Origin of the sequence: Actinoplanes hulinensis (assembly GCF_019429605.1) — a bacterium.
In the GTDB taxonomy this organism is placed as follows: Bacteria; Actinomycetota; Actinomycetes; order Mycobacteriales; family Micromonosporaceae; genus Actinoplanes; species Actinoplanes campanulatus.
The window spans coordinates 546,422-566,637 of sequence record NZ_JAHXZI010000001.1 but is presented as its reverse complement, the minus strand read 5'-3'; the positions used below and the strand labels follow the sequence as shown (position 1 = coordinate 566,637).

Here is a 20,216-nt window from a genome sequence, read left to right as displayed (position 1 = left end):
ATGTCGCGAATCGGACGTAAGTCGATCCCGGTCCCGGCCGGCGTCGACGTCAACATCACGGGGCAGACCGTCAAGGTCAAGGGCCCCAAGGGCGAGCTCTCGCACACCGTCGCCGAGCCGATCACGGTCTCGCAGGACGGCGGCGAGCTGGTCGTCAACCGCCCCAACGACGAGCGCAAGGCCAAGGAACTGCACGGCCTTTCTCGTACCCTGGTCGCCAACATGATCATCGGCGTCACCGAGGGCTACAAGAAGACGCTCGAGATCAACGGCACCGGTTACCGCGTGACCGCCAAGGGCAAGGACCTCGAGTTCGCCCTGGGCTTCTCGCACCCGGTCCTGGTTCCGGCGCCGGCGGGCATCACCTTCTCCGTCGAGAAGCCGACCCAGTTCACCGTCACCGGTATCGACAAGCAGCTGGTGGGCGAGGTCTCCGCGAACATTCGCAAGATCCGTCCGCCGGAGCCCTACAAGGGCAAGGGCGTCAAGTACCAGGGCGAGGTCATCCGCCGCAAGGCTGGAAAGGCAGGTAAGAAGTGACCGCCACGCTGCTCAAGCGCCGCAACGGCGGCGGCGTCGCCGCCAAGCGTGCCGTCGGCAAGGCGCGTCGGCACTTCCGGGTCCGCAAGAACGTTCGCGGCACCGCCGAGCGTCCCCGCCTGGTCGTCACCCGCTCCGCGCGGCACATCACCGCGCAGATCATCGACGACCTCAAGGGTCACACCCTGGCGTCGGCCTCCACCCTCGACGCTTCGATCCGGGGCACCGAGGGCGACAAGACCGCGCTGTCCGGCAAGGTCGGTGCGCTGCTCGCGGAGCGGGCCAAGGCCGCGGGGATTTCCAAGGTCGTCTTCGACCGGGGTGGCAACAAGTACGCGGGCCGCATCGCCAAGCTCGCGGACGCCGCTCGCGAAGCCGGACTCGAGTTCTAGGAGGGATTGACCAATGCCTGGTCAGCAGCGCCGAGGCGGCGGGTCCGGCGGTAACACCGAGGGTGGCAACCGCAGGGACAACCGCCGTGAGGGCGGTCGCGGCAACGCGCCCGTCGAGAAGACCCCGCACCTGGAGCGGGTCGTCGCGATCAACCGTGTCGCGAAGGTCGTCAAGGGTGGTCGTCGCTTCAGCTTCACCGCCCTGGTGATCGTCGGCGACGGTGACGGCACCGTCGGTATCGGCTACGGAAAGGCCAAGGAGGTGCCCGCGGCGATCGCCAAGGGCGTCGAGGAGGCCAAGAAGCACTTCTTCAAGGTTCCGCGGATCGGCGCGACCATCCCTCACCCCATCACGGGTGAGGCGGCGGCCGGCGTCGTGCTGCTCAAGCCGGCCTCTGCCGGTACCGGTGTCATCGCCGGTGGCCCGGTGCGTGCCGTGCTCGAGTGCGCGGGTATCCACGACATCCTGTCGAAGAGCCTCGGCTCGTCGAACCCGATCAACATCGTGCACGCGACCGTGGCCGCTCTGAAGGGCCTCGAGTCGCCGGAGATGGTCGCGAAGCGTCGCGGCCTGCCGGTCGAGGATGTGGCGCCTGCCGCCATGCTGGCAGCGCGTGCGGAAGCGGCGGTGCACTGATGGCGCGCTTGAAGGTCACCCAGATCCGGTCCGGTATCGGCCGTAAGCAGAACCAGCGGGAGTCCCTGCGGTCGCTCGGCCTGAAGCGGATCAACGATGTGGTGGTCAAGGAGGACCGTCCCGAGATTCGGGGCATGATCTTCGCCGTGAACCACCTCGTCACTGTCGAGGAGGTCGAGTAAATGGGGATCAAGGTCCACCACCTTCGCCCGGCGCCCGGTGCGAAGACCACCAAGACCCGCGTGGGTCGTGGTGAGGGTTCGAAGGGTAAGACCGCGGGCCGCGGTACCAAGGGCACCGGGGCTCGGAAGAACACCCCGGCGTCGTTCGAGGGTGGGCAGATGCCCATCCACATGCGGCTCCCGAAGATCAAGGGTCTGGGCAACCGGCCCCGCAACAAGGTCGTCTTCCAGGTGGTCAACCTGGACCGGCTGGCCGAGCTGTTCCCGAACGGCGGCGAGATCGGCCCGGCCGAACTCGTCGAGGCCGGCGCGGTCCGCAAGGGCCAGCCGGTCAAGGTTCTGGGCTCGGGCGAGCTGGGCGGCGTGTCGCTGACCATCTCGGCGCACGCGTTCAGCGAGTCGGCCAAGGAGAAGATCGCCGCGGCCGGTGGTTCCGCCACCGAGCTGTAGGACGTGAACGGTAAGAGGCCGCGGTGCCGGGGAAACCCGGCGCCGCGGCCTCTTCCGTTGTTCCGGGAGTGGCGTAAACGGCCCTGTGCGGCGCGTGAGGCCCGGATCGTGCTGTGGACGCCTTGCCCATCGGGTGCGCGGTCAGAGCGCCGTGACGGCCGTCTCAGGCCGTTTGGCCGGAATCTCTGTCGCGTATAGTGGCTGTCTTCGATGGCTTGGGGATGCCGTCCGGCCCGTGCCGTAGGGTGGGGCGGGCATTTCGATCGGGCGCGCAAGCACCCGGTTCAGCCATGAAGCCGGACACTTGTGTTGTACTGGGACATCGGCCGGTGCGATGCCGGTGGTTGCGCTCTCGGCCTTGCTGATACAGTGCTCCGCTGGCGGCCTATACGGCTGCTCAATGATGTGTGCCCGAAGTTCCGGGATACCGCAACCCAGAGTGTGGCGACCACGCAGGAGGATCAGTTGTTGTCCGCCTTCTCGAGCGCGCTTCGGACGCCTGACCTGCGGAAGAAGCTACTCTTCACGGTAGCGATTGTGGGGATCTACCGTTTCGGTGCCACATTGCCCAGTCCGGGCGTGTCGTACTCCAACGTTCAGGCCTGCATCAAGCTCACCGAGTCCGACACGAACGGCGTTCTCAACCTGCTGAACCTGTTCAGCGGTGGCGCGCTTCTGCAGTTGTCCGTGTTCGCGCTGGGCATCATGCCGTACATCACGGCGTCGATCATCCTGCAGCTGCTCACCGTGGTCATCCCGCGGTTGGAGCAGCTCCGCAAGGAGGGTCAGTCCGGCCAGGCGAAGATCACGCAGTACACCCGCTACCTGACGCTCGGCCTTGCCGTGCTCCAGGCGTCGGCGTTCGTGGCGCTCGCCCGTACCGGTCAGCTGTTCAACAACATGTGCGACCAGGACGACCCGGCCTACCAGATCATCCCCGAGAACACCGGCATCCCGATGTGGCTCACCCTGAGCCTGCTCGTGATGACGATGACCGCCGGCACCGGCGTGGTCATGTGGCTCGGCGAGCTGATCACCGACCGCGGCGTCGGCAACGGCATGTCCGTCCTGATCTTCACCTCGATCGCGGCCCGCCTCCCCGGTGAGGGCTGGAGCATCAAGGAGTCCAGCGGCACCGGCAAGTTCTTCCTGGTGATCGGCCTGGTCCTGGTCATCATCGCCCTGGTCGTCTTCATCGAGCAGGCGCAGCGCCGGATCCCGGTCCAGTACGCGAAGCGCATGATCGGCCGCCGGATGTACGGCGGCACCTCCACCTACATCCCGCTCAAGGTGAACCAGGCGGGTGTCGTCCCGGTCATCTTCGCGTCCTCGCTGCTCTACCTGCCGCAGCTCTACCTGCAGTTCTTCGACCAGAACAAGCTCAAGGGCTATCAGGTCTGGATCCAGAACTACCTGGCCAACCCGACCCACTGGCTGTACATCGCGGTCTACTTCCTGCTGATCATCTTCTTCACGTACTTCTACGTGTCGATCACGTTCAACCCGACCGAGGTCGCGGAGAACATGAAGAAGTACGGTGGTTTTGTTCCGGGTATCCGCCCGGGCAAGCCGACCGCCGACTACCTGGACTTCATCCTCAGCCGGATCACCCTGCCGGGTGCGCTGTACCTTGGTCTGATCTCGGTCCTGCCGAACTTCTTCTTCATCTGGCTGAACCAGCAGCAGTACCAGAACTTCCCGTTCGGTGGTACCGCGGTTCTGATCATGGTGGGTGTGGGTCTGGAGACGGTGAAGCAGATCGAGAGCCAGCTCATGCAGCGGAACTACGAAGGGTTCCTCCGGTAGTGGGTACGCGGGGCCGGGGGGCTCTGGCGTCGGTGGGCGTGGTTTCTCAGGACCGAAGCGAGGCGATGTAGGTGCGGCTGGTACTGGTGGGCCCTCCGGGGGCCGGCAAGGGGACCCAGGCTGAGTTCATCGCCGCCCATCTCGCCGTACCGAAGATCTCGACCGGGGACATCTTCCGGGCCAACGTGTCGCAGGGGACGCCGCTGGGCGTCGAGGCCAAGCGCTACATGGACGCCGGGCAGCTGGTCCCGGACGAGGTCACCATCAACATGGTGCGCGACCGGCTCGCCGAGCCGGACGCGAGCGACGGTTTCCTGCTGGACGGCTTCCCGCGAACCGTGCCGCAGGCCTCGGCCCTGGACAAGCTGCTGGCGGACCTGGGCACCGCACTGGACATCGTGATGGAGCTCGTGGTCGACGACGACGAGGTCATCCGGCGGCTGTCCGGCCGGCGTACCTGCCGGGGTTGCGGCAAGATCTGGCACGTCGAGTTCGACCCCACCAGCAAGCCGGACATCTGCGACCGCTGCGGCAGCGAGCTGTTCCAGCGCGACGACGACAAGGCCGAGACGATCGCCAACCGCCTCGTGGAGTACGCCGACAAGACCGCGCCCCTGGTCGACTTCTTCGGCGCCCAGGGCAAGCTGGTGGGCATCGACGCCACCGGCCCGGTGGAGGACGTCACCGTGCGCGCGATCGACGCCCTCCGGTCGTACGGCGGCTGATTCCGCCGACCGATTCACCGAGCCGCCCCGGGGTATCCCGGGGCGGCGGCATTTCTAGGACGAAGAGGGTTAGGCTCACCGCCATGCGCCGCCAAGAGCTGAACATTCAGCTGAAGACTCCCGAGCAGATCGAGAAGATGCGGGCGGCCGGTCTGGTCGTCGCCGCGGCTCTGGACGCGATGCGCGCAGCGGTCGCCCCGGGTGTCTCCACCGCCGACCTGGACGCCATCGCCGAGAAGGTGATCCGGGACGCCGGCGCCGTCCCGTCCTTCAAGGGCTACCACGGCTTCCCCGCGTCGATCTGCGCCTCGGTGAACGAGCAGGTGGTGCACGGGATCCCGAGTGCCGGGCAGGTGCTCCGGGAGGGCGATCTGATCTCGCTGGACTGCGGCGCGGTCCTGGAGGGCTGGCACGGCGACTCGGCGATCACGGTCGGGGTGGGCGAGACCGACCCGGCGCTGCTGCGGATGGCCGAGGTGGCCGAGGACGCGATGTGGGCCGGGATCGCGGCGGCGGCCCGTGGGATCGCCAACGGCCGGGGCAAGCTGACCGACATCTCGTTCAACATCGAGCGGTCGATCCGCAAGGCCGGCCGGTACGGGATCGTCGACGGCTACGGCGGCCACGGCATCGGCACCGAGATGCACCAGGACCCGCACGTGCTGAACCACGGCAAGCCGGGCCGGGGCATCCGCCTCGAGGTGGGCCTGGCCCTGGCGATCGAGCCGATGATCACGATGGGCTCGCCGCGGACCGTGGAGCTGGAGGACGGCTGGACGGTGGTGACCCGGGACAGGTCGCGGGCCGCGCACGTCGAGCACACCATGGCGCTGATGGAGGACGGGGTCTGGGTGACCACGGCGCCGGACGGCGGCCGGGCTCGTCTGGGTGAACTGGTGACCGCCCGGCAGGCATAGATCGCGGTGGCCCGCCCTGGCATGCTGTGACGCATGGGGCATGAGGGGATGCGGGCCGGCGACAGCGACCGGCAGAGGGTCGCCGACCAGCTGAAGGCGGCGCTCGACGAGGGCCGGCTGGATCTGAGCGAGTACGACGACCGCGTCCAGCGGGCCTACGCGGCGCGGACCTACGGGGACCTGGACGGGCTGCTCGACGACCTGCCCGGCACCATCCCGGTGGAGAAGTCGCGGGTCGTACCCCGTGAAGGGGTTTCCGAGCCGGTCGAGAAGCCGGCTTCGAAGCATCAGGGGCGCTCCGGCTTCCCGGGCATGCTGGCGATCTTCGTGGTCTGCACGCTGGTCTGGGCGATGAGCAGTCTGGGGTCGGGGGAGCTCCAGTATTTCTGGCCCGGCTGGGTGTTGATCCCGGTCGTCTTCGCCTTCTTCGCCCAGTTCGGGAAACGACGCCACTAAGGCCGATATGGTCGAGTTGTCCGTCACAAACACGCCCGACAGCGGGTTACGCAACCCTCGGTTTGGCGTCGCTGTTCCGGGCGCGTAGACTGGCTCGCTGGCGCGTAGCGTCCACTCCCTCATGTCCTCAAGCGCTTCGAGGAACCGGGGGAGCCGTGGCTGGTCCGGGTCATTTCGGCCCGGAAACGACGTTGCGCAAGCCTGCCCCAAGAACCCGATGTCAGGTAGCGGAGGACATGCCAAAGAAAGACGGAGCCATCGAGATCGAAGGCCGAGTGATCGAGCCGTTGCCGAACGCCATGTTCCGCGTCGAGCTCGCCAATGGTCACAAGGTCCTGGCACACATCTCCGGGAAGATGCGCCAGCACTACATCCGCATCCTTCCCGAGGACAGGGTCGTCGTCGAGCTGTCGCCGTACGACCTGACCCGTGGGCGCATCGTCTACCGCTACAAGTAACCGAGGGTCGCGGGGTTTTCCCACCCGTCTGACTGAGAGTTAAGGCAAACCGTGAAGGTCAAGCCGAGCGTCAAGCGGATCTGCAACAACTGCCGGGTCATCCGGCGGCACGGCCGGGTCATGGTCATCTGCTCCACCGACCCGCGCCACAAGCAGCGCCAGGGCTGAGTCCCGCGCAGGATCCGCACCACTGAAAAAGCTCGTCCCAGTCGTGGCTGTCCACGGCTGTACCCCCGGTCGGAGGCCGGGGCCCGCCAGGGCAGGTGGGAAGGGACGGGCACAGACCTCCGCGATCACAACGAGGAGTACGCCCAGCAATGGCTCGTCTCGTCGGCGTCGATCTTCCCCGCGAAAAGCGGATGGAGATCGCGCTCACCTACATCTACGGCATCGGCCGTACGCGCGCGGCCGAGGCACTGACCGCGACCGCGATTGACCTGAACAAGCGCGCCAAGGACCTCACGGACGAGGAGCTGGTTCAGCTCCGCGACTACATCGAGGCCAACTTCAAGGTTGAGGGCGACCTGCGCCGCGAGGTCGCCGCGGACATCCGCCGCAAGGTTGAGATCGGCTGCTACGCCGGTATCCGCCACCGCAAGGGTCTGCCCGTCCGGGGCCAGCGGACCCGTACCAACGCTCGTACCCGCAAGGGTCCGAAGCGCACGGTCGCCGGTAAGAAGAAGCCCGGTCGGAAGTAATAGGAGCGCACTGACTTATGCCACCGAAGGCACGCGCTGGGGCCGCTGTAAAGAAGGTCCGGCGCAAGGAACGCAAGAACGTCGCCCACGGGCAGGCGCACATCAAGAGCACCTTCAACAACACCATCGTGTCGATCACCGACCCGACCGGTGCGGTCATCTCCTGGGCCTCGTCCGGGCAGGTGGGCTTCAAGGGCTCCCGCAAGTCGACCCCGTTCGCCGCGCAGCTCGCTGCCGAGGCGGCCGCCCGTCGTGCCATGGAGCACGGCATGCGCAAGGTCGACGTCTTCGTCAAGGGCCCCGGCTCCGGCCGGGAGACCGCCATCCGTTCGCTGCAGGCCGCCGGCCTCGAGGTCGGGCAGATCTCCGACGTCACGCCGCAGCCGCACAACGGATGCCGCCCGCCGAAGCGCCGCCGGGTTTAAGGAGGAGCTGAGATGGCTCGCTACACCGGAGCGGACTGCAAGCGGTGCCGCCGCGAGAAGATGAAGCTGTTCCTCAAGGGCAGCAAGTGCGACGGGCCGAAGTGCCCGTTCGAGTCGCGTCCCTTCCCGCCCGGCCAGCACGGCCGCGGTCGGACCAAGGAGACCGAGTACCTGCTCCAGCACCGTGAGAAGCAGAAGGCGCGCCGCGCGTACGGCGTGCTCGAGAAGCAGTTCCGCGGTTACTACGAGGAGGCTGTCACCAAGCCCGGCAAGACCGGTGAGGTGCTCCTCCAGATCCTCGAGTCCCGCCTCGACAACGTCGTCTACCGGGCCGGCTACGCCGCGTCCCGCGACATGGCCCGGCAGCTGGTCAAGCACGGCCACTTCCTGGTCAACGGCGTCAAGGTGGACATCCCCTCGTACCGGGTGAAGGAAAAGGACATCGTCACCCTGCGCGAGAAGTCGAAGGAGCTCACGCCCTTCGTCGTAGCGCAGGCGCAGGCCGGCTCCCGGCCGGTCCCGGCGTGGCTCGAGCCGATCCCCAGCGAGATGAAGATCCTGGTCCACACGCTTCCGGCCCGCGGTGTCATCGACACCCAGGTCCAGGAGCAGCTGATCGTGGAGCTTTACTCCAAGTAACAGGGTTGCCCGGCGTCTCCTTCGAGGCGCCGGGCAAAACGGACGGCCATCAAATAGCGGGTGGCCCGACAGAAAGAAGAACAGCGTGCTCATCAGCCAGCGGCCGACCCTCTCGGAGGAGTCGCTCAGCGAGACCCGCTCCCGGTTCACCATCGAGCCTCTGGAGCCGGGTTTCGGTTACACCCTCGGTAACTCACTGCGGCGGACCCTGCTGTCGTCCATCCCGGGCGCGGCGGTCACCAGCATCAAGATCGACGGCGTGCTGCACGAGTTCACCACGATCCCCGGTGTCAAGGAGGACGTGGTCGAGCTGGTCATGAACGTCAAGGAACTGACCGTCAGCTCCGAGCACGACGAGCCGGTCAGCATGTACCTGCGCAAGCAGGGCCCGGGCGACGTGACCGCCGGCGACATCCAGCCCCCGGCCGGTGTCTCGGTGCACAACCCCGATCTGAAGCTGGCGACCCTGAACAGCAAGGGCCGGCTGGACATGGAGCTGACCGTCGAGCGCGGTCGTGGCTACGTCACCGCGGCGCAGAACAAGAACGCCGGCGCCGAGATCGGCCGCATCCCGGTCGACTCGATCTACTCGCCGGTGCTCAAGGTCACCTACCGCGTCGAGGCGACCCGTGTCGAGCAGCGCACCGACTTCGACCGCCTGATCATCGACGTCGAGTCGAAGGCGTCGATCTCCCCCCGGACCGCGCTGGCCTCGGCCGGCTCGACCCTCGTCGAGCTCTTCGGCCTGTGCCGTGAGCTGGACGAGACCGCCGAGGGCATCGACATCGGCCCGTCGCCGCAGGACGCGCAGCTCGCTGCCGACCTGGCCCTTCCGATTGAGGAGCTGGACCTCACCGTCCGGTCGTACAACTGCCTCAAGCGCGAGGGCATCAACTCGGTGGGCGAATTGATAGGGCGTACCGAGGCCGACCTTCTGGACATCCGGAACTTCGGCCAGAAGTCGATCGACGAGGTCAAGATGAAGCTCGCCGGAATGGGCCTGGGCCTGAAGGACAGCGCGCCGTCCTTCGACCCCGCGCACGTGGTCGACTCGTTCGGCGACGTGGACTACGACACCGACGACTACCGCGAGACCGAGCAGCTCTAAGAGCTCGGCTGCGCCACATCTCAAGGAGCATCCGAAATGCCCACGCCCACCAAGGGTGCCCGCCTCGGCGGCAGCCCGGCTCACGAGAAGCTCATCCTGGCCAACCTGGCCACCGAGCTCTTCCGGCACGGGAAGATCAAGACCACCGAGTCGAAGGCCAAGCGGCTGCGCCCGCTGGCCGAGCAGCTGGTCACGAAGGCCAAGCGCGGCGACCTGCACGCCCGTCGCCGGGTCCTGGCCACCGTGAAGGACAAGGACGTCGTGTACGCCCTGTTCGAGCAGATCGCTCCGCGATACTCCAACCGCCCCGGTGGGTACACCCGCATCACCAAGATCGGCCCCCGCAAGGGTGACGCCGCCCCCATGGCGGTCATCGAGCTGGTCGAGGAGCTGCAGGTCGCGGCCACCACCGCCGGCCCGTCGAAGGAGGCCCGCAAGGCCGCCGCGCAGCAGGCCAAGGTCGAGGCGCTCGCGCCCGAGGAGGAGGTGCCCGCCAGCACCGACGCCGACCAGGACGCCGAGCCGCCGGTCTCCGCTTCCGGTGACAAGGCCGAGGGCGACGAGCCCAAGGCCTGAGTTCGATCACTGAGAGGCCCGGCACCCACTCTGGGTGCCGGGCCTCTCTCTGCGGGACCATTCATTCGTACGGGCGAGGACGGTAATGACGGAGACGGTTCGGCTGCGCCTGGACGTGTCGTACGACGGCGCCGACTTCTCCGGCTGGGCGGCACAACCGTCACGCCGTACCGTCGCCGGGGTCCTGGTCGAGGCCTTCGCCCGCCTGCTGGGGCCGGAGACGGCGCTCGGGCTCACCGTGGCCGGCCGCACCGACGCGGGGGTGCACGCCACCGGCCAGGTCTGCCACGTGGACCTGCCGGCCGAGCGCTGGACCGAGCTGGAGTCGTCGCTGTTGCGGCGTCTCGCCGCGCTGATGCCGCCGGACGCCCGGGTGCGGGCGCTGGCGCCGGTGCCGGACACCTTCGACGCCCGGTTCTCGGCCACCTTCCGGCGCTACGAGTACCGCGTCGCGGACACCCCGTGGGGTCCGGAGCCGCTGCGGCGCCACGACACCCTCGGCTGGGTGCGCCCGCTCGACCCGGACCGGCTCAACGCCGCGGCGGCCGGGCTGCTGGGCGAGCACGACTTCGCGGCGTTCTGCAAGCGCAAGGAGCACGCCACAACGATCCGGGCGATCAACCGGCTGGACTGGCGCCGCGACCCGGACGGGGTCTGCGTGGCGACCGTGCAGGCCGACGCGTTCTGCCAGGCCATGGTGCGCAGCCTGGTCGGGGCGATGCTCACGGTGGGGGACGGGCGCCGGGACCCGGAGTGGCCGGCCAAGCTGCTCACCCTGCGGCAGCGGTCCAACGACGTGGTGGTGGCCCCGGCACATGGGCTCACCCTGGTGGCGGTCGGCTATCCGGGCGAGGCGGACTACGCCTCCCGCGCCGAGGCGACCCGCCGCCTGCGCGCCTGACCCCGGCTTGGCTGTCAGAGCTGTTTCGTGGGCTCGAGACAGCCCTGAGAGCCAGATGAAGGGGTCAGGCCCGGCGGGACAGGACGGTTTCGCTCAGGTAGACGTCGAGCAGGTCGTGGGTGAGCTGGTCGAGCTGCGGTTCGTCGGCGGGGACCAGGGCGCCGTCCGGGCCGGTGATCACGCAGTACATCAGGTAGTGGCCGCGGGTCCGCCACACCACCGGGGTGCCCGCGCCGGTCGCCTCACCGGACATCTGCGCGAACCCGCCGTCACCCGACTCGACCAGGGAGCGGACCTGGTCGCCGACGGCCGTCGCGCCGGTGGCGTCGGGCAGGTTCAGCATGCCGGCGGTCACCCGGTAGTCGGCGTACGGGACGGTGAGGGCGGCCCGGACCGCTTGCGAGCACCCGTACCGCTGAAGGGTTGAACGCAGGGCGCCGGTGACCGCGATCGTGCAGTCGGCCGTGAGGCCGGTCTCCTGTACGCCGAAGGCGGTGGAGCCGCTGGGGAAGACCTCGGCCTCGGTGAGCGGCTCCGGATCCACCGTGCGTGAGGCGATGAGCTGGTCGATCTCGGCGGCGGCGAGCCGACGGGGGGTGGCGTCACGCTCGTCGGCGACGAACAGGACGCCCAGCATGACGCAGATGCCCAGCACGATGAGCGCGGCCAGACCGCGGGTCAGCAGGTGAGCGGTCCGGTAGGGCTCACGCCAGGCGTGCCGTTGGGACCGCGCCGGCCGTCGATGCCGGCTCGGCGCGGAGAGCCGGATCAGGCCGGGGGTGGCGTGCCGCATCCGCTCAAGCTAGGCGCGCACACTGATCTATGAACGCACACGGTGTCCGCCACCCCGCCGCCGTCGTGTTCACAGTTGCGCGGGAGACTTGGCCGGTGAGCGCCGACCACTACTTCTCCGCCGAGCCGGACGCGCCGATGCGCCGGGGCGAGATCGAGTTCAACGTCGCCGGCCGGGACTACCGTCTGGCCGTCGCCTCCGGGGTCTTCTCGGCCGGCCGGCTCGACCCGGGCACCGCGGTCCTGCTGCGCAAGGCCGGGTTGCCGGGCGCGTCCACCGAGGGTGCCCTGCTCGACCTGGGCTGCGGCTACGGCCCGATCGCGTGCGTGCTGGCCAGCGAGGCGCCGGGCGCCACCGTCTACGCCGTCGACGTCAACGCGCGGGCCCGTGACCTGGCGAGCGAGAACGCCGAACGGCTCGACCTGGCCGGCCGGGTGCTGGTGCGGGCCCCGGAGGAGGTGCCGGCCGACGTCACCTTCACCGAGATCTGGAGCAACCCGCCCACCCACATCGGCAAGGCCGGGTTGCACACGCTGCTGGAGAACTGGCTGCCCCGGCTCGCCCCGGACGGGGTCGCCTGGCTGGTGATCAACCGGAACCTGGGTGGCGACTCGCTGCACTCCTGGCTCGCCGGGCTCGGCTGGACGGTCGAGCGGACGGCCAGCCAGCGGGGATTCCGGGTGCTGCGGGTCACCGGAAAATCGACTGACTGAATCGCTCTGTACAGGGAGGATGCCCGGCATGGGTTACGTGGATGTCGCCGGTGCCGGGTTCGTGCTCCCGGACGGGCGTGAGCTCTTCACCGACGTGTCGTTCCGGGTCGGCGAGGGAGCGAAGGTGGCGCTCGTCGGGCCCAACGGCGCCGGCAAGACCACGCTCATGCGGATGGTGGCGGGTGACATCCCGACCCAGAGCGGCGTGATCGCCCGATCCGGTGGGCTCGGTGTCATGCGGCAGTTCATCGGGATGATCGGCGACGACCGTACCCTGGAGGATCTCGCTCTTTCTCTCGTGCCACCCGCGCTGCGCGCGGCAGGTGAGCGACTGCGCACGGCCACCGCGGCCCTCGACGAGACCGAGAAGACCCAGATCGCGTACGCGAACGCGCTCGCCGGCTGGGGTGAGGTCGGCGGGTACGACGCCGAGGTGCTGTTCGACACGGTGGCGGTGTCCATCCTCGGCCGGCCGTGGGAGGAGACCCGGCACCGGATCGTGCGGACCCTCTCCGGCGGCGAGCAGAAACGGTTCGCCCTCGACCTGCTGCTCCGCGGCGCCGACGAGGTGCTGCTGCTGGACGAGCCGGACAACTTCCTCGACGTGCCCGCCAAACGCTGGCTGGAGCAGCGGCTGCGCGAGTCGAACAAGTCGGTGCTGTACGTCTCGCACGACCGGGAGCTGCTGGCCCAGACCGCGGACCGGGTGGTCGCCGTCGAGGGTGGCGGCGCGTGGACCCATCCGGCCGGGTTCGCCTCCTGGCACGAGGCACGTGGGCACCGGCACGAGCGGCTCGAGGAGAACCGGCGGCGCTGGGACGAGGAGCACGAGAAGCTCAAGGAACTCGTGCTCACGCTGCGGAACAAGGCGGCCTTCAACGACGGGCTGGCCTCGCGCTACCAGGCCGCGCAGACCCGGCTCCGCAAGTTCGAGGAGGCCGGGCCGCCGCCACTGCCGCCCAAGGACCAGGCCGTGAAGATGAACCTTCGCGGTGGGCGTACTGGGAAGCGGGCGGTCATCTGCGAGCGGCTCGAGCTGGAGAACCTGACGTTCCCGTTCGACGTGGAGATCTGGTACGGCGACCGGGTCGCGGTGCTGGGCGCCAACGGCACCGGCAAGTCGCACTTCCTGCGGCTGCTCGCGGCCGGCGGCAGCGACCCGGATCTGGAGCACAAGCCGGTGGACGGGGCGCCGCTGGCGTACGTGGCACACGACGGGGTGGCGAGGCTCGGCGCGCGGGTCCGGCCCGGGCACTTCTCGCAGACCCACGACCGGCCGGAGCTGGTGGAGAAGACGCTGGTCGAGATCCTGTGGCGGGGCGACGAGCACCGGTCCGGGATGGATCGGGCCGGCGCCATGAAGGCGCTCAACCGGTACGAGCTGGCGGCCCAGGGGGACCAGCGGTTCGGCACGCTCTCCGGTGGGCAGCAGGCCCGGTTCCTGGTGCTGCTGCTGGAGCTGTCGGGGGCCACCCTGCTGCTGCTCGACGAGCCCACCGACAACCTGGACCTGGCCTCGGCGGAGGCGCTGGAGGAGGGGCTGAGGGCGTTCGACGGCACGGTGATGGCTGTCACGCACGACCGCTGGTTCACCAGGTCCTTCGACCGTTTCCTGCTGTTCAGGGGCGACAACGAAGTTGTGGAGGTTCCTGAACCGGTCTGGGACGTTCGCTAGTTTTCCTGTGACGGACCGGTTAGGGTCCGGTTACGACCAACCCACGGGAGTCCGGGCACCGGGCTGAGAGGGGGGCTGATGCGGCCCCCGACCGTCGAACCTGATCCGGGTCATGCCGGCGCAGGGAGGAGTGCTTCATGCGCATCGCCTTTCCCCGTATCCATGTCATAACAGACACATTGGATGTCGTGCGCGGTGTCGCGGGGCTCGATGACATCGCGGTGCAGATCCGGGTGAAGACCAACGACGCCCAGGCGTACGAGCTGGCCGTCGCCGCCGTCGCGATCTGTCGCCCGGCCGGCACGATGGTGCTGGTCAACGACCGGGTCGGGGTGGCTCTCGCGGCGGGCGCGGACGGCGTCCACGTCGGCGCCGACGACCTGCCGGTCGAGGTCGTCCGGCGGATCCTCGGGCCGGCCGCGATCGTCGGCGCCACCTGCCGGACACCCGCGGCCGCGCGGGCGGCCGTCGCCGCCGGAGCGAGCTACCTCGGTGCCGGGCCGGCGTTCCACACCTCCACGAAGGACGGGCTGCCACCACCGCTCGGGCCGGCCGCGATCGCCGCGGTCGCCGAGGCGGTTCCGGGTACGCCGGTCCTCGCGATCGGTGGGATCACCGCTGACCGGGTGCCGCTTCTCGCGGTGCACGGTGTGGCGGCGGTCTCCGCCTTCGCGGCGGACCCGAAAGGAGCGGCGGCCGAGTTCCTGCAGGCGCTGTCATGAGCGTCCGGATCGCCGTCGTCGGGGGCGGCATCATCGGGCTCGCCATCGCCGCCGAACTGCTCGACCGTGGGGCCGACGTCACCGTCTACGACCCGGCGCCCGCCGGGACGGACGGGGCCTGGCACGTCGCGGCCGGGATGCTCGCGCCCGGTGGTGAGTCGGCCTTCGAATACCCGCATCTCACCCGCCTGCTGGAGGCCTCCGGCGAGTTGTGGCCGTCGTTCGCGGCGCGGCTCGGTGACGTCGGCTACGACGAGGCGGGCACCCTCTCGGTGGCGCTCACCGCCGATGACGTGGTCGATTGCGCGCGGGAGTGGAAGCACCAGAAACTGGCCCGGCTCAGCGGCTCCCAGCTGCGGGATCTCGAGCCGGCGCTGTCGCCGCGGGTGCGGGCCGGGGTCTTCGCGCCGACCGAGATCCAGGTCGATCCGCGCAAGGTGGTCGCGGCGCTGCGCTCTTCTTTGGAAGGGCGCGTCTATGCACAGCATATTTCTGATCTATCCGAGTTGGATGAAGACCTGACCGTGGTCGCGGCAGGCTGCGGGACCGCCACCCTCACCGGGTTACCGATCCGGCCGGTGAAGGGCCAGGTCCTGCGCCTGCGCGGCGAACCCGGCCTGCTCCGCCACGTGATCGACGGCGCGGCCGACGGACGGCACGTCTACCTGGTCCCGCGCGCCGACGGCGAGGTCGTGGTCGGCGCCACCCAGGAGGAGCGCGCCGACCGGCAGATCACCGCGGGCGGTGTGCACGACCTGCTGCGGGCCGCCCTCGACCTGGTGCCCGGCCTGGCCGAGCACGAGATCACCGAATGGACCGTGGGTCACCGGCCGGGCAGCCCGGACAACGCGCCGCTGCTCGGGTTCCTCGACGACAGCCGCCGCACCGTGGTCGCGGCCGGCCACCACCGCAACGGGATCCTGCTCGCCCCGATCACCGCACGACTCATCGCCGACCTGGTGTTCACCGGCTCGGCGGACCCACTGCTGGAAGCGTTCGCGCCCGGGAGGTTCGGATGAAGTTGACGATCAACGGCCAGACCCAGGACCGGTCCGGCACCTGCTCGGTGGCGACCCTGGTCGCCGAGATCATCGCGGCCCAGCGCGGGGTCGCCGTGGCGGTCAACGGGACGGTCGTGCCGCGGTCGGTGTGGGGGCAGGTCGACCTCGCCGACGGCGACCGGATCGAGGTCCTCACCGCGGCGCAGGGAGGGTGACGATGTTCCTTCCGGAGAACGGGCTGATCCTCGGCACCGGCGGGGCGAACAGTCTCGCCGCACTGGAGGAGGCCGTCGTCGCGTCCGAGACCACGCTCGTCACCGTGGCGCTGCGCCGGGTCGACGCGGCCGGGCCCGGACTGCTGCCGATGCTCGACCGGCTCGGCGTACGGGTGCTGCCCAACACGGCCGGCTGCTACACCAGCGGGGACGCGGTCAAGACCGCGCAGATGGCCCGGGAGGCGTTCGAGACCGAGCTGATCAAGCTGGAGGTGATCGGCGACGAGCGGACCCTGCTGCCGGACGGTGTGGAACTGCTCAAGGCCGCGGAGATCCTGGTGGCGGACGGGTTCACGGTCCTGCCGTACACCAGTGACGACCCGATCCTGGCCCGCCGCCTGGCCGACGCCGGGTGCGCCGCCGTCATGCCGGCCGGTTCGCCGATCGGCTCCGGGCTGGGCATCTCCAACCCGCACCACATCGAGTTGATCGTGCAGAGCGTCGACGTGCCGGTGGTTCTCGACGCCGGGATCGGCACCGCCTCGGACGCCGCCCTCGCCATGGAGCTCGGCTGCGACGCGGTCCTGATCGCCAGCGCCATCACCCGCTCCGACGACCCGGCGGCGATGGCCGCGGCGATGCGGCACGCGGTCACGGCCGGCCGGCTCGCCCGCGCCGCCGGGCGGATCCCACGCCGCTTCCACGCACTGGCGTCCACCCAGGACGACGGGATCGCCGAATGGTGACCCCCGGCGGGCTCGTCGTGCTCACCGATCGGCGGTCCGCCGCCGGGCCGTTGCCCCAGGTGGTCGCGGCGGCGGTTCGCGGTGGCGCGGCGTGGGTCGTTCTGCGTGAGCGCGATCTCCGGTACGCCGAACGCGCGGCCCTGGCAGCCGAGTTGCGATCGTCGCTGCCCCCGGGCCGGTTGATCGTCGCCGGCCCGGACCCGTTGGGCGGCGACGCCGTGCACCTGGCCGGTGGCGATCCGCTGCCGTCCGGGATCCCGCTGGTGGGCCGCTCCTGGCACGGGACCGAGTCGCTGTCCGGTGTGGACTACGTGACGGTCTCGCCGGTCTACCTCACCGAGTCCAAACCGGGGTACGGTCCCGCGCTCGGGGCCACGGGGGCCGCCGAGCTGCGTGCGCCGGTGCCCTGGCTGGCGCTCGGCGGGATCGACTCGCCGTCGCGGGCGGCCGACTGTGCGGCGGCCGGAGCGGCGGGGATCGCGGTGATGGGCGCGCTCATGCGGTCACCCGACCCCGAGTCGACGGCCCGGGAACTGGCGACGGCGTTCGCCGCCCCGGTCGGCACCGGCCGCGGGGGTGGGTGGTGACTCCGCCGGTGGTGTTGACGATCGCCGGGTCGGACTCCGGCGGGGGTGCCGGGATCCAGGCGGACCTGAAGACGTTCGCGGCGCTGGGGGCCTTCGGGACGTCGGTGATCACGGCGATCACGGCGCAGAACACGCTCGGCGTCACGGCCATCCATCCGGTGCCCGCCGAGATCGTCGCCGCGCAACTCGACGCCGTGCTGTCGGACCTGCCGGTGGCCGCCGTGAAGGTCGGGATGATCTCCGACCCGGCGGTGGCCAAGGTGATCGCCGCCCGTGCGGCGGAGCTGCCGAACCTCGTCGTCGATCCGGTTCTGGTGGCCACCGCGGGCAGCCGGCTCGGTGAGGTGGATGTGGTCGGGGTGCTCACGGCGTACCCCTGCGTCCTGACACCGAACCGGCACGAAGCCGGCGCCCTCCTCGGAAGGGTGATCGAGACGGCCGAGGAGATGGTGTCGGCGGCGGCCGAGCTCGCGGCGCGCGGACCGCGCGCCGTCGTGGTCACCGGAAGTGAGCTGGCGCTCGACGTCCTGCATCACGCGGGGCAGACCACCCCGCTCCGCGGGGAGCCGGTGGCGACCGTGAACAACCACGGCTCGGGCTGCACGTTCTCGTCGGCGATCGCGGTGCGGCTGGCGGCCGGCGATCCGGTTCCGGAGGCGGTCGCGGCGGCCAAGGAGTACGTGAATCGCGGCCTGCGGGGTGGCGCTCAGTGGCGGCTCGGGGCGGGACCCGGGCCGCTGGACCACTTCGGCTGGTCCGTCTAGATCTTCCGGCCGGGGCGGCGGTCGAGGATGCCTGCTGCCATGTGATGCCGGTTTTGTACTACTTTGGGAGGTCTCGTGAGGCGCAAGGTCTACGTGGAAGGTCCCCGCCCGGACATCCGGGTGCCGTTCACCGAGGTGGTGCTCACCGGCGACCACCCGCCGGTGCGGCTCTACGACACATCCGGTCCCGGCAGTGAACCCGCGGTCGGGCTGCCGCCGCTCCGGAAACCCTGGCAGACCGGCCGCACCCAGCTCGCCAGCGCGCGAGCCGGGGTCGTCACGCCGGAGATGGAGTACGTCGCGGTCCGCGAGGGCGTCGCACCGGAGGTCGTCCGGGACGAGATCGCGGCCGGGCGGGCCGTGCTGCCGGCCAACCGGAACCATCCCGAGTCCGAGCCGATGATCATCGGGTCCCGGTTCCTCGTGAAGGTCAACGCGAACATCGGCACCTCGGCGGTCACCTCGTCCGTCGACGAGGAGGTGGAGAAACTCACCTGGGCCACCCAGTGGGGCGCCGACACGGTGATGGACCTGTCCACCGGGCCGCACATCCATGAGACCCGGGAGGCGATCGTCCGGAACTCGCCGGTGCCGATCGGAACCGTGCCGCTCTACCAGGCGCTGGAGAAGGTCAAGGGGGATCCGCTCAAGCTGACCTGGGAGATCTTCCGGGAGACCGTCATCGAGCAGGCTTCCCAGGGGGTCGACTACATGACGATCCACGCGGGTGTGCTCCTGGAGTACGTGCCGCTGACCTCCTCACGCGTGACCGGCATCGTCTCCCGGGGCGGGTCGATCATGGCGGCCTGGTGTCTCGCCGAGCACCGGGAGAACTTCCTCTACACGCACTTCCGGGAGCTGTGCGAGATCTTCCGGGAGTACGACATCACGTTCTCGCTCGGGGACGGGCTGCGGCCCGGGTCGATCGCGGACGCCAACGACGAAGCACAGTTCGCCGAGCTGCGGACCCTCGGGGAGCTGACGCACATCGCGTGGGAGTACGACGTACAGGTCATGGTCGAGGGGCCGGGGCACGTACCCATGCACAAGATCAAGGAGAACGTGGATCTCCAGCAGGAGCTGTGCTCGGGGGCGCCGTTCTACACGCTCGGGCCGCTCGCCACCGACATCGCGCCCGCCTACGACCACATCACGTCGGCCATCGGGGCGGCGATGATCGGGATGTTCGGTACGGCGATGCTCTGCTACGTGACGCCCAAGGAGCATCTGGGGCTGCCGAACAAGGAGGACGTCAAGGCCGGGATGATCGCGTACAAGATCGCGGCACACTCGGCCGACCTGGCGAAGGGGCACGCGGGGGCGCAGGAGTGGGACGACGCGCTGTCCCGGGCCCGGTTCGACTTCCGGTGGGAGGACCAGTTCGAGCTGGCGCTCGACCCCGGGACCGCTCGCGCCTATCACGACGAGACGCTGCCGGCGGCTCCGGCCAAGACGGCGCACTTCTGCTCCATGTGCGGGCCGAAGTTCTGTTCCATGCGGATCAGTCACGAGATCCGGGCGGCGGGGATGAAGGCCAAGTCCGAGGAGTTCGTGTCGGCCGGCGGGCGGGTCTACCTGCCGGTCACGCCGACGGCCTAGCGGCATGCGCGCGGTGGCCGCCGGCGGGCGGCCACCGCGTGCCTTTCAGAGCTTGTAGAACGTGACGTAGTGGTCCGGGGTGAAGTAGGCGACGCGGGTGCTGCGGTTGACGACGATGCGGTAGGCGTCGCGGGCGGCGCCGCGGTTGCGGGAGTAGACGTCGTACTCGCTGTAGGTGGCGGACGGGAGTTGGCCCTCACGGTTGTAGAACCGGCCGCCGGTGTAGTTGTAGTTGCCGTACGGCCAGGAGTACCAGCCGGCGGTGGTGGGCCAGCCCAGGGACTGCCAGCCGGTGAACGCGGTGCGGGCGGCCGAGCAGCGGCTGATGGTGCAGCTGCTGTAGACGGCGGCGTGGGCCGCGTCGGTCGTGGTGGGGGCCACTACCGCGGGGGCTGCCAGGGCCGTGCCGGCCAGTGCGAAGACGAGGGCGAACTGGGAGAGGAAGCGGCCGATACGAGTACTCATGATCGGACTCCGATGCCGTCGAGGGG

General features: G+C 69.6%; 28 protein-coding genes and 1 riboswitch. Of the genes, 26 read left to right on the top strand and 2 right to left on the bottom strand.

Going from position 1 to position 20,216, the window contains the following annotated elements:
• From rplF to truA, 17 genes are all read left to right on the top strand, one after another.
• Nucleotides 1-540, top strand: coding sequence for a 50S ribosomal protein L6 (gene rplF, locus KZ829_RS02750; protein WP_220142251.1), 540 nt, complete (start codon nucleotides 1-3; stop codon nucleotides 538-540).
• Nucleotides 537-932 carry a 50S ribosomal protein L18 gene (gene rplR, locus KZ829_RS02745; protein WP_443611879.1) on the top strand — a complete coding sequence of 132 codons (396 nt, stop codon included), beginning with the start codon at nucleotides 537-539 and terminating at the stop codon, nucleotides 930-932. Before rplF ends, rplR begins: the two co-directional genes overlap by 4 nt.
• Before the next feature lie 13 nt (nucleotides 933-945).
• A complete protein-coding gene (gene rpsE / locus KZ829_RS02740) occupies nucleotides 946-1,569 on the top strand; it encodes a 30S ribosomal protein S5 (RefSeq protein ID WP_106315548.1) in 624 nt (207 codons plus the stop codon).
• A complete protein-coding gene (gene rpmD / locus KZ829_RS02735; RefSeq protein WP_183222841.1) occupies nucleotides 1,569-1,751 on the top strand; it encodes a 50S ribosomal protein L30 in 183 nt (60 codons plus the stop codon). Before rpsE ends, rpmD begins: the two co-directional genes overlap by 1 nt.
• Nucleotides 1,752-2,201, top strand: coding sequence for a 50S ribosomal protein L15 (gene rplO, locus KZ829_RS02730; RefSeq protein WP_183222842.1), 450 nt, complete (start codon nucleotides 1,752-1,754; stop codon nucleotides 2,199-2,201).
• 465 nt (nucleotides 2,202-2,666) lie between these two features.
• Nucleotides 2,667-4,007 carry a preprotein translocase subunit SecY gene (secY, locus tag KZ829_RS02725; protein ID WP_183222843.1) on the top strand — a complete coding sequence of 447 codons (1,341 nt, stop codon included), beginning with the start codon at nucleotides 2,667-2,669 and terminating at the stop codon, nucleotides 4,005-4,007.
• Nucleotides 4,008-4,078: 71 nt separating this feature from the next.
• Nucleotides 4,079-4,732, top strand: a complete 654-nt coding sequence (locus KZ829_RS02720) for an adenylate kinase (protein WP_188120963.1) — start codon at nucleotides 4,079-4,081, stop codon at nucleotides 4,730-4,732.
• An 83-nt stretch (nucleotides 4,733-4,815) separates the two neighbouring features.
• Nucleotides 4,816-5,649 (top strand): type I methionyl aminopeptidase, encoded by an 834-nt coding sequence (gene map / locus KZ829_RS02715; RefSeq protein ID WP_220142250.1) that lies wholly within the window; start codon nucleotides 4,816-4,818, stop codon nucleotides 5,647-5,649.
• A 33-nt stretch (nucleotides 5,650-5,682) separates the two neighbouring features.
• Entirely contained in the window at nucleotides 5,683-6,105 is a 423-nt protein-coding gene (locus KZ829_RS02710) for a DUF1707 SHOCT-like domain-containing protein (RefSeq protein WP_246634906.1), read from the top strand.
• Between the two features lie 236 nt (nucleotides 6,106-6,341).
• A complete protein-coding gene (gene infA / locus KZ829_RS02705) occupies nucleotides 6,342-6,563 on the top strand; it encodes a translation initiation factor IF-1 (RefSeq protein ID WP_007073013.1) in 222 nt (73 codons plus the stop codon).
• A 51-nt stretch (nucleotides 6,564-6,614) separates the two neighbouring features.
• A complete protein-coding gene (gene rpmJ / locus KZ829_RS02700) occupies nucleotides 6,615-6,731 on the top strand; it encodes a 50S ribosomal protein L36 (RefSeq protein ID WP_014440745.1) in 117 nt (38 codons plus the stop codon).
• Between the two features lie 149 nt (nucleotides 6,732-6,880).
• A complete protein-coding gene (rpsM, locus tag KZ829_RS02695) occupies nucleotides 6,881-7,261 on the top strand; it encodes a 30S ribosomal protein S13 (protein WP_220142249.1) in 381 nt (126 codons plus the stop codon).
• 17 nt (nucleotides 7,262-7,278) lie between these two features.
• On the top strand, nucleotides 7,279-7,686 hold the full coding sequence (gene rpsK / locus KZ829_RS02690) for a 30S ribosomal protein S11 (RefSeq protein WP_014440747.1): 408 nt from the start codon (nucleotides 7,279-7,281) through the stop codon (nucleotides 7,684-7,686).
• 12 nt (nucleotides 7,687-7,698) lie between these two features.
• On the top strand, nucleotides 7,699-8,325 hold the full coding sequence (gene rpsD, locus KZ829_RS02685; RefSeq protein WP_183222847.1) for a 30S ribosomal protein S4: 627 nt from the start codon (nucleotides 7,699-7,701) through the stop codon (nucleotides 8,323-8,325).
• Between the two features lie 85 nt (nucleotides 8,326-8,410).
• Complete coding sequence (locus tag KZ829_RS02680) at nucleotides 8,411-9,433, top strand: DNA-directed RNA polymerase subunit alpha (protein WP_093618743.1); 1,023 nt, start codon at nucleotides 8,411-8,413, stop codon at nucleotides 9,431-9,433.
• A gap of 36 nt (nucleotides 9,434-9,469) precedes the next feature.
• Nucleotides 9,470-10,009, top strand: a complete 540-nt coding sequence (gene rplQ / locus KZ829_RS02675) for a 50S ribosomal protein L17 (RefSeq protein WP_220142248.1) — start codon at nucleotides 9,470-9,472, stop codon at nucleotides 10,007-10,009.
• A gap of 85 nt (nucleotides 10,010-10,094) precedes the next feature.
• Nucleotides 10,095-10,910 carry a tRNA pseudouridine(38-40) synthase TruA gene (truA, locus tag KZ829_RS02670; protein ID WP_220142247.1) on the top strand — a complete coding sequence of 272 codons (816 nt, stop codon included), beginning with the start codon at nucleotides 10,095-10,097 and terminating at the stop codon, nucleotides 10,908-10,910.
• A 64-nt stretch (nucleotides 10,911-10,974) separates the two neighbouring features.
• On the opposite strand, the gene KZ829_RS02665 is transcribed toward truA, so the two are convergent.
• Nucleotides 10,975-11,703 (bottom strand): hypothetical protein, encoded by a 729-nt coding sequence (locus KZ829_RS02665; RefSeq protein WP_220142246.1) that lies wholly within the window; start codon nucleotides 11,701-11,703, stop codon nucleotides 10,975-10,977.
• Nucleotides 11,704-11,798: 95 nt separating this feature from the next.
• Here KZ829_RS02665 and KZ829_RS02660 point away from each other — a divergent pair, with 95 nt between their 5' ends.
• The 9 genes from KZ829_RS02660 to thiC all read left to right on the top strand — a co-directional run bounded on the left by KZ829_RS02660 (nucleotide 11,799) and on the right by thiC (nucleotide 19,725).
• A complete protein-coding gene (locus KZ829_RS02660; protein ID WP_220142245.1) occupies nucleotides 11,799-12,416 on the top strand; it encodes a class I SAM-dependent methyltransferase in 618 nt (205 codons plus the stop codon).
• Between the two features lie 28 nt (nucleotides 12,417-12,444).
• Nucleotides 12,445-14,091 (top strand): ABC-F family ATP-binding cassette domain-containing protein, encoded by a 1,647-nt coding sequence (locus KZ829_RS02655; protein ID WP_220142244.1) that lies wholly within the window; start codon nucleotides 12,445-12,447, stop codon nucleotides 14,089-14,091.
• A 33-nt stretch (nucleotides 14,092-14,124) separates the two neighbouring features.
• Nucleotides 14,125-14,235: riboswitch (TPP riboswitch) on the top strand.
• Nucleotides 14,229-14,813: a thiamine phosphate synthase gene (locus KZ829_RS02650; RefSeq protein WP_220142243.1), complete on the top strand. Its 585-nt coding sequence runs from the start codon at nucleotides 14,229-14,231 to the stop codon at nucleotides 14,811-14,813. It overlaps the preceding riboswitch by 7 nt.
• A complete protein-coding gene (gene thiO / locus KZ829_RS02645; protein ID WP_220142242.1) occupies nucleotides 14,810-15,832 on the top strand; it encodes a glycine oxidase ThiO in 1,023 nt (340 codons plus the stop codon). The genes KZ829_RS02650 and thiO overlap by 4 nt, the downstream gene beginning before the upstream one ends.
• Complete coding sequence (gene thiS, locus KZ829_RS02640) at nucleotides 15,829-16,029, top strand: sulfur carrier protein ThiS (protein WP_220142241.1); 201 nt, start codon at nucleotides 15,829-15,831, stop codon at nucleotides 16,027-16,029. Before thiO ends, thiS begins: the two co-directional genes overlap by 4 nt.
• A gap of 2 nt (nucleotides 16,030-16,031) precedes the next feature.
• Entirely contained in the window at nucleotides 16,032-16,775 is a 744-nt protein-coding gene (locus KZ829_RS02635; protein ID WP_220142240.1) for a thiazole synthase, read from the top strand.
• On the top strand, nucleotides 16,769-17,362 hold the full coding sequence (locus tag KZ829_RS02630; RefSeq protein ID WP_220142239.1) for a thiamine phosphate synthase: 594 nt from the start codon (nucleotides 16,769-16,771) through the stop codon (nucleotides 17,360-17,362). The genes KZ829_RS02635 and KZ829_RS02630 overlap by 7 nt, the downstream gene beginning before the upstream one ends.
• Entirely contained in the window at nucleotides 17,359-18,126 is a 768-nt protein-coding gene (gene thiD / locus KZ829_RS02625; protein ID WP_220142238.1) for a bifunctional hydroxymethylpyrimidine kinase/phosphomethylpyrimidine kinase, read from the top strand. The genes KZ829_RS02630 and thiD overlap by 4 nt, the downstream gene beginning before the upstream one ends.
• Nucleotides 18,127-18,201: 75 nt before the next feature.
• Nucleotides 18,202-19,725 (top strand): phosphomethylpyrimidine synthase ThiC, encoded by a 1,524-nt coding sequence (gene thiC / locus KZ829_RS02620; protein WP_220142237.1) that lies wholly within the window; start codon nucleotides 18,202-18,204, stop codon nucleotides 19,723-19,725.
• A gap of 45 nt (nucleotides 19,726-19,770) precedes the next feature.
• Here thiC and KZ829_RS02615 read toward each other — a convergent pair whose 3' ends face one another.
• A complete protein-coding gene (locus KZ829_RS02615) occupies nucleotides 19,771-20,190 on the bottom strand; it encodes a ribonuclease domain-containing protein (protein ID WP_220142236.1) in 420 nt (139 codons plus the stop codon).
• Nucleotides 20,191-20,216: the final 26 nt, after the last annotated feature.

What these genes read in the sequence shown, in the direction of transcription:
- rplF (WP_220142251.1), top strand. Translation starts at nt 1, where the DNA reads ATGTCGCGAATCGGACGTAAGTCGATCCCGGTCCCGGCCGGCGTCGAC.
- rpsE (WP_106315548.1), top strand. Translation starts at nt 946, where the DNA reads ATGCCTGGTCAGCAGCGCCGAGGCGGCGGGTCCGGCGGTAACACCGAG.
- rpmD (WP_183222841.1), top strand. Translation starts at nt 1,569, where the DNA reads ATGGCGCGCTTGAAGGTCACCCAGATCCGGTCCGGTATCGGCCGTAAG.
- rplO (WP_183222842.1), top strand. Translation starts at nt 1,752, where the DNA reads ATGGGGATCAAGGTCCACCACCTTCGCCCGGCGCCCGGTGCGAAGACC.
- map (WP_220142250.1), top strand. Translation starts at nt 4,816, where the DNA reads ATGCGCCGCCAAGAGCTGAACATTCAGCTGAAGACTCCCGAGCAGATC.
- KZ829_RS02710 (WP_246634906.1), top strand. Translation starts at nt 5,683, where the DNA reads ATGGGGCATGAGGGGATGCGGGCCGGCGACAGCGACCGGCAGAGGGTC.
- infA (WP_007073013.1), top strand. Translation starts at nt 6,342, where the DNA reads ATGCCAAAGAAAGACGGAGCCATCGAGATCGAAGGCCGAGTGATCGAG.
- rpsM (WP_220142249.1), top strand. Translation starts at nt 6,881, where the DNA reads ATGGCTCGTCTCGTCGGCGTCGATCTTCCCCGCGAAAAGCGGATGGAG.
- rpsK (WP_014440747.1), top strand. Translation starts at nt 7,279, where the DNA reads ATGCCACCGAAGGCACGCGCTGGGGCCGCTGTAAAGAAGGTCCGGCGC.
- rpsD (WP_183222847.1), top strand. Translation starts at nt 7,699, where the DNA reads ATGGCTCGCTACACCGGAGCGGACTGCAAGCGGTGCCGCCGCGAGAAG.
- rplQ (WP_220142248.1), top strand. Translation starts at nt 9,470, where the DNA reads ATGCCCACGCCCACCAAGGGTGCCCGCCTCGGCGGCAGCCCGGCTCAC.
- truA (WP_220142247.1), top strand. Translation starts at nt 10,095, where the DNA reads ATGACGGAGACGGTTCGGCTGCGCCTGGACGTGTCGTACGACGGCGCC.
- KZ829_RS02665 (WP_220142246.1), bottom strand. Translation starts at nt 11,703, where the DNA reads ATGCGGCACGCCACCCCCGGCCTGATCCGGCTCTCCGCGCCGAGCCGG.
- KZ829_RS02655 (WP_220142244.1), top strand. Translation starts at nt 12,445, where the DNA reads ATGGGTTACGTGGATGTCGCCGGTGCCGGGTTCGTGCTCCCGGACGGG.
- KZ829_RS02650 (WP_220142243.1), top strand. Translation starts at nt 14,229, where the DNA reads ATGCGCATCGCCTTTCCCCGTATCCATGTCATAACAGACACATTGGAT.
- thiO (WP_220142242.1), top strand. Translation starts at nt 14,810, where the DNA reads ATGAGCGTCCGGATCGCCGTCGTCGGGGGCGGCATCATCGGGCTCGCC.
- thiS (WP_220142241.1), top strand. Translation starts at nt 15,829, where the DNA reads ATGAAGTTGACGATCAACGGCCAGACCCAGGACCGGTCCGGCACCTGC.
- KZ829_RS02635 (WP_220142240.1), top strand. Translation starts at nt 16,032, where the DNA reads ATGTTCCTTCCGGAGAACGGGCTGATCCTCGGCACCGGCGGGGCGAAC.
- KZ829_RS02630 (WP_220142239.1), top strand. Translation starts at nt 16,769, where the DNA reads ATGGTGACCCCCGGCGGGCTCGTCGTGCTCACCGATCGGCGGTCCGCC.
- KZ829_RS02615 (WP_220142236.1), bottom strand. Translation starts at nt 20,190, where the DNA reads ATGAGTACTCGTATCGGCCGCTTCCTCTCCCAGTTCGCCCTCGTCTTC.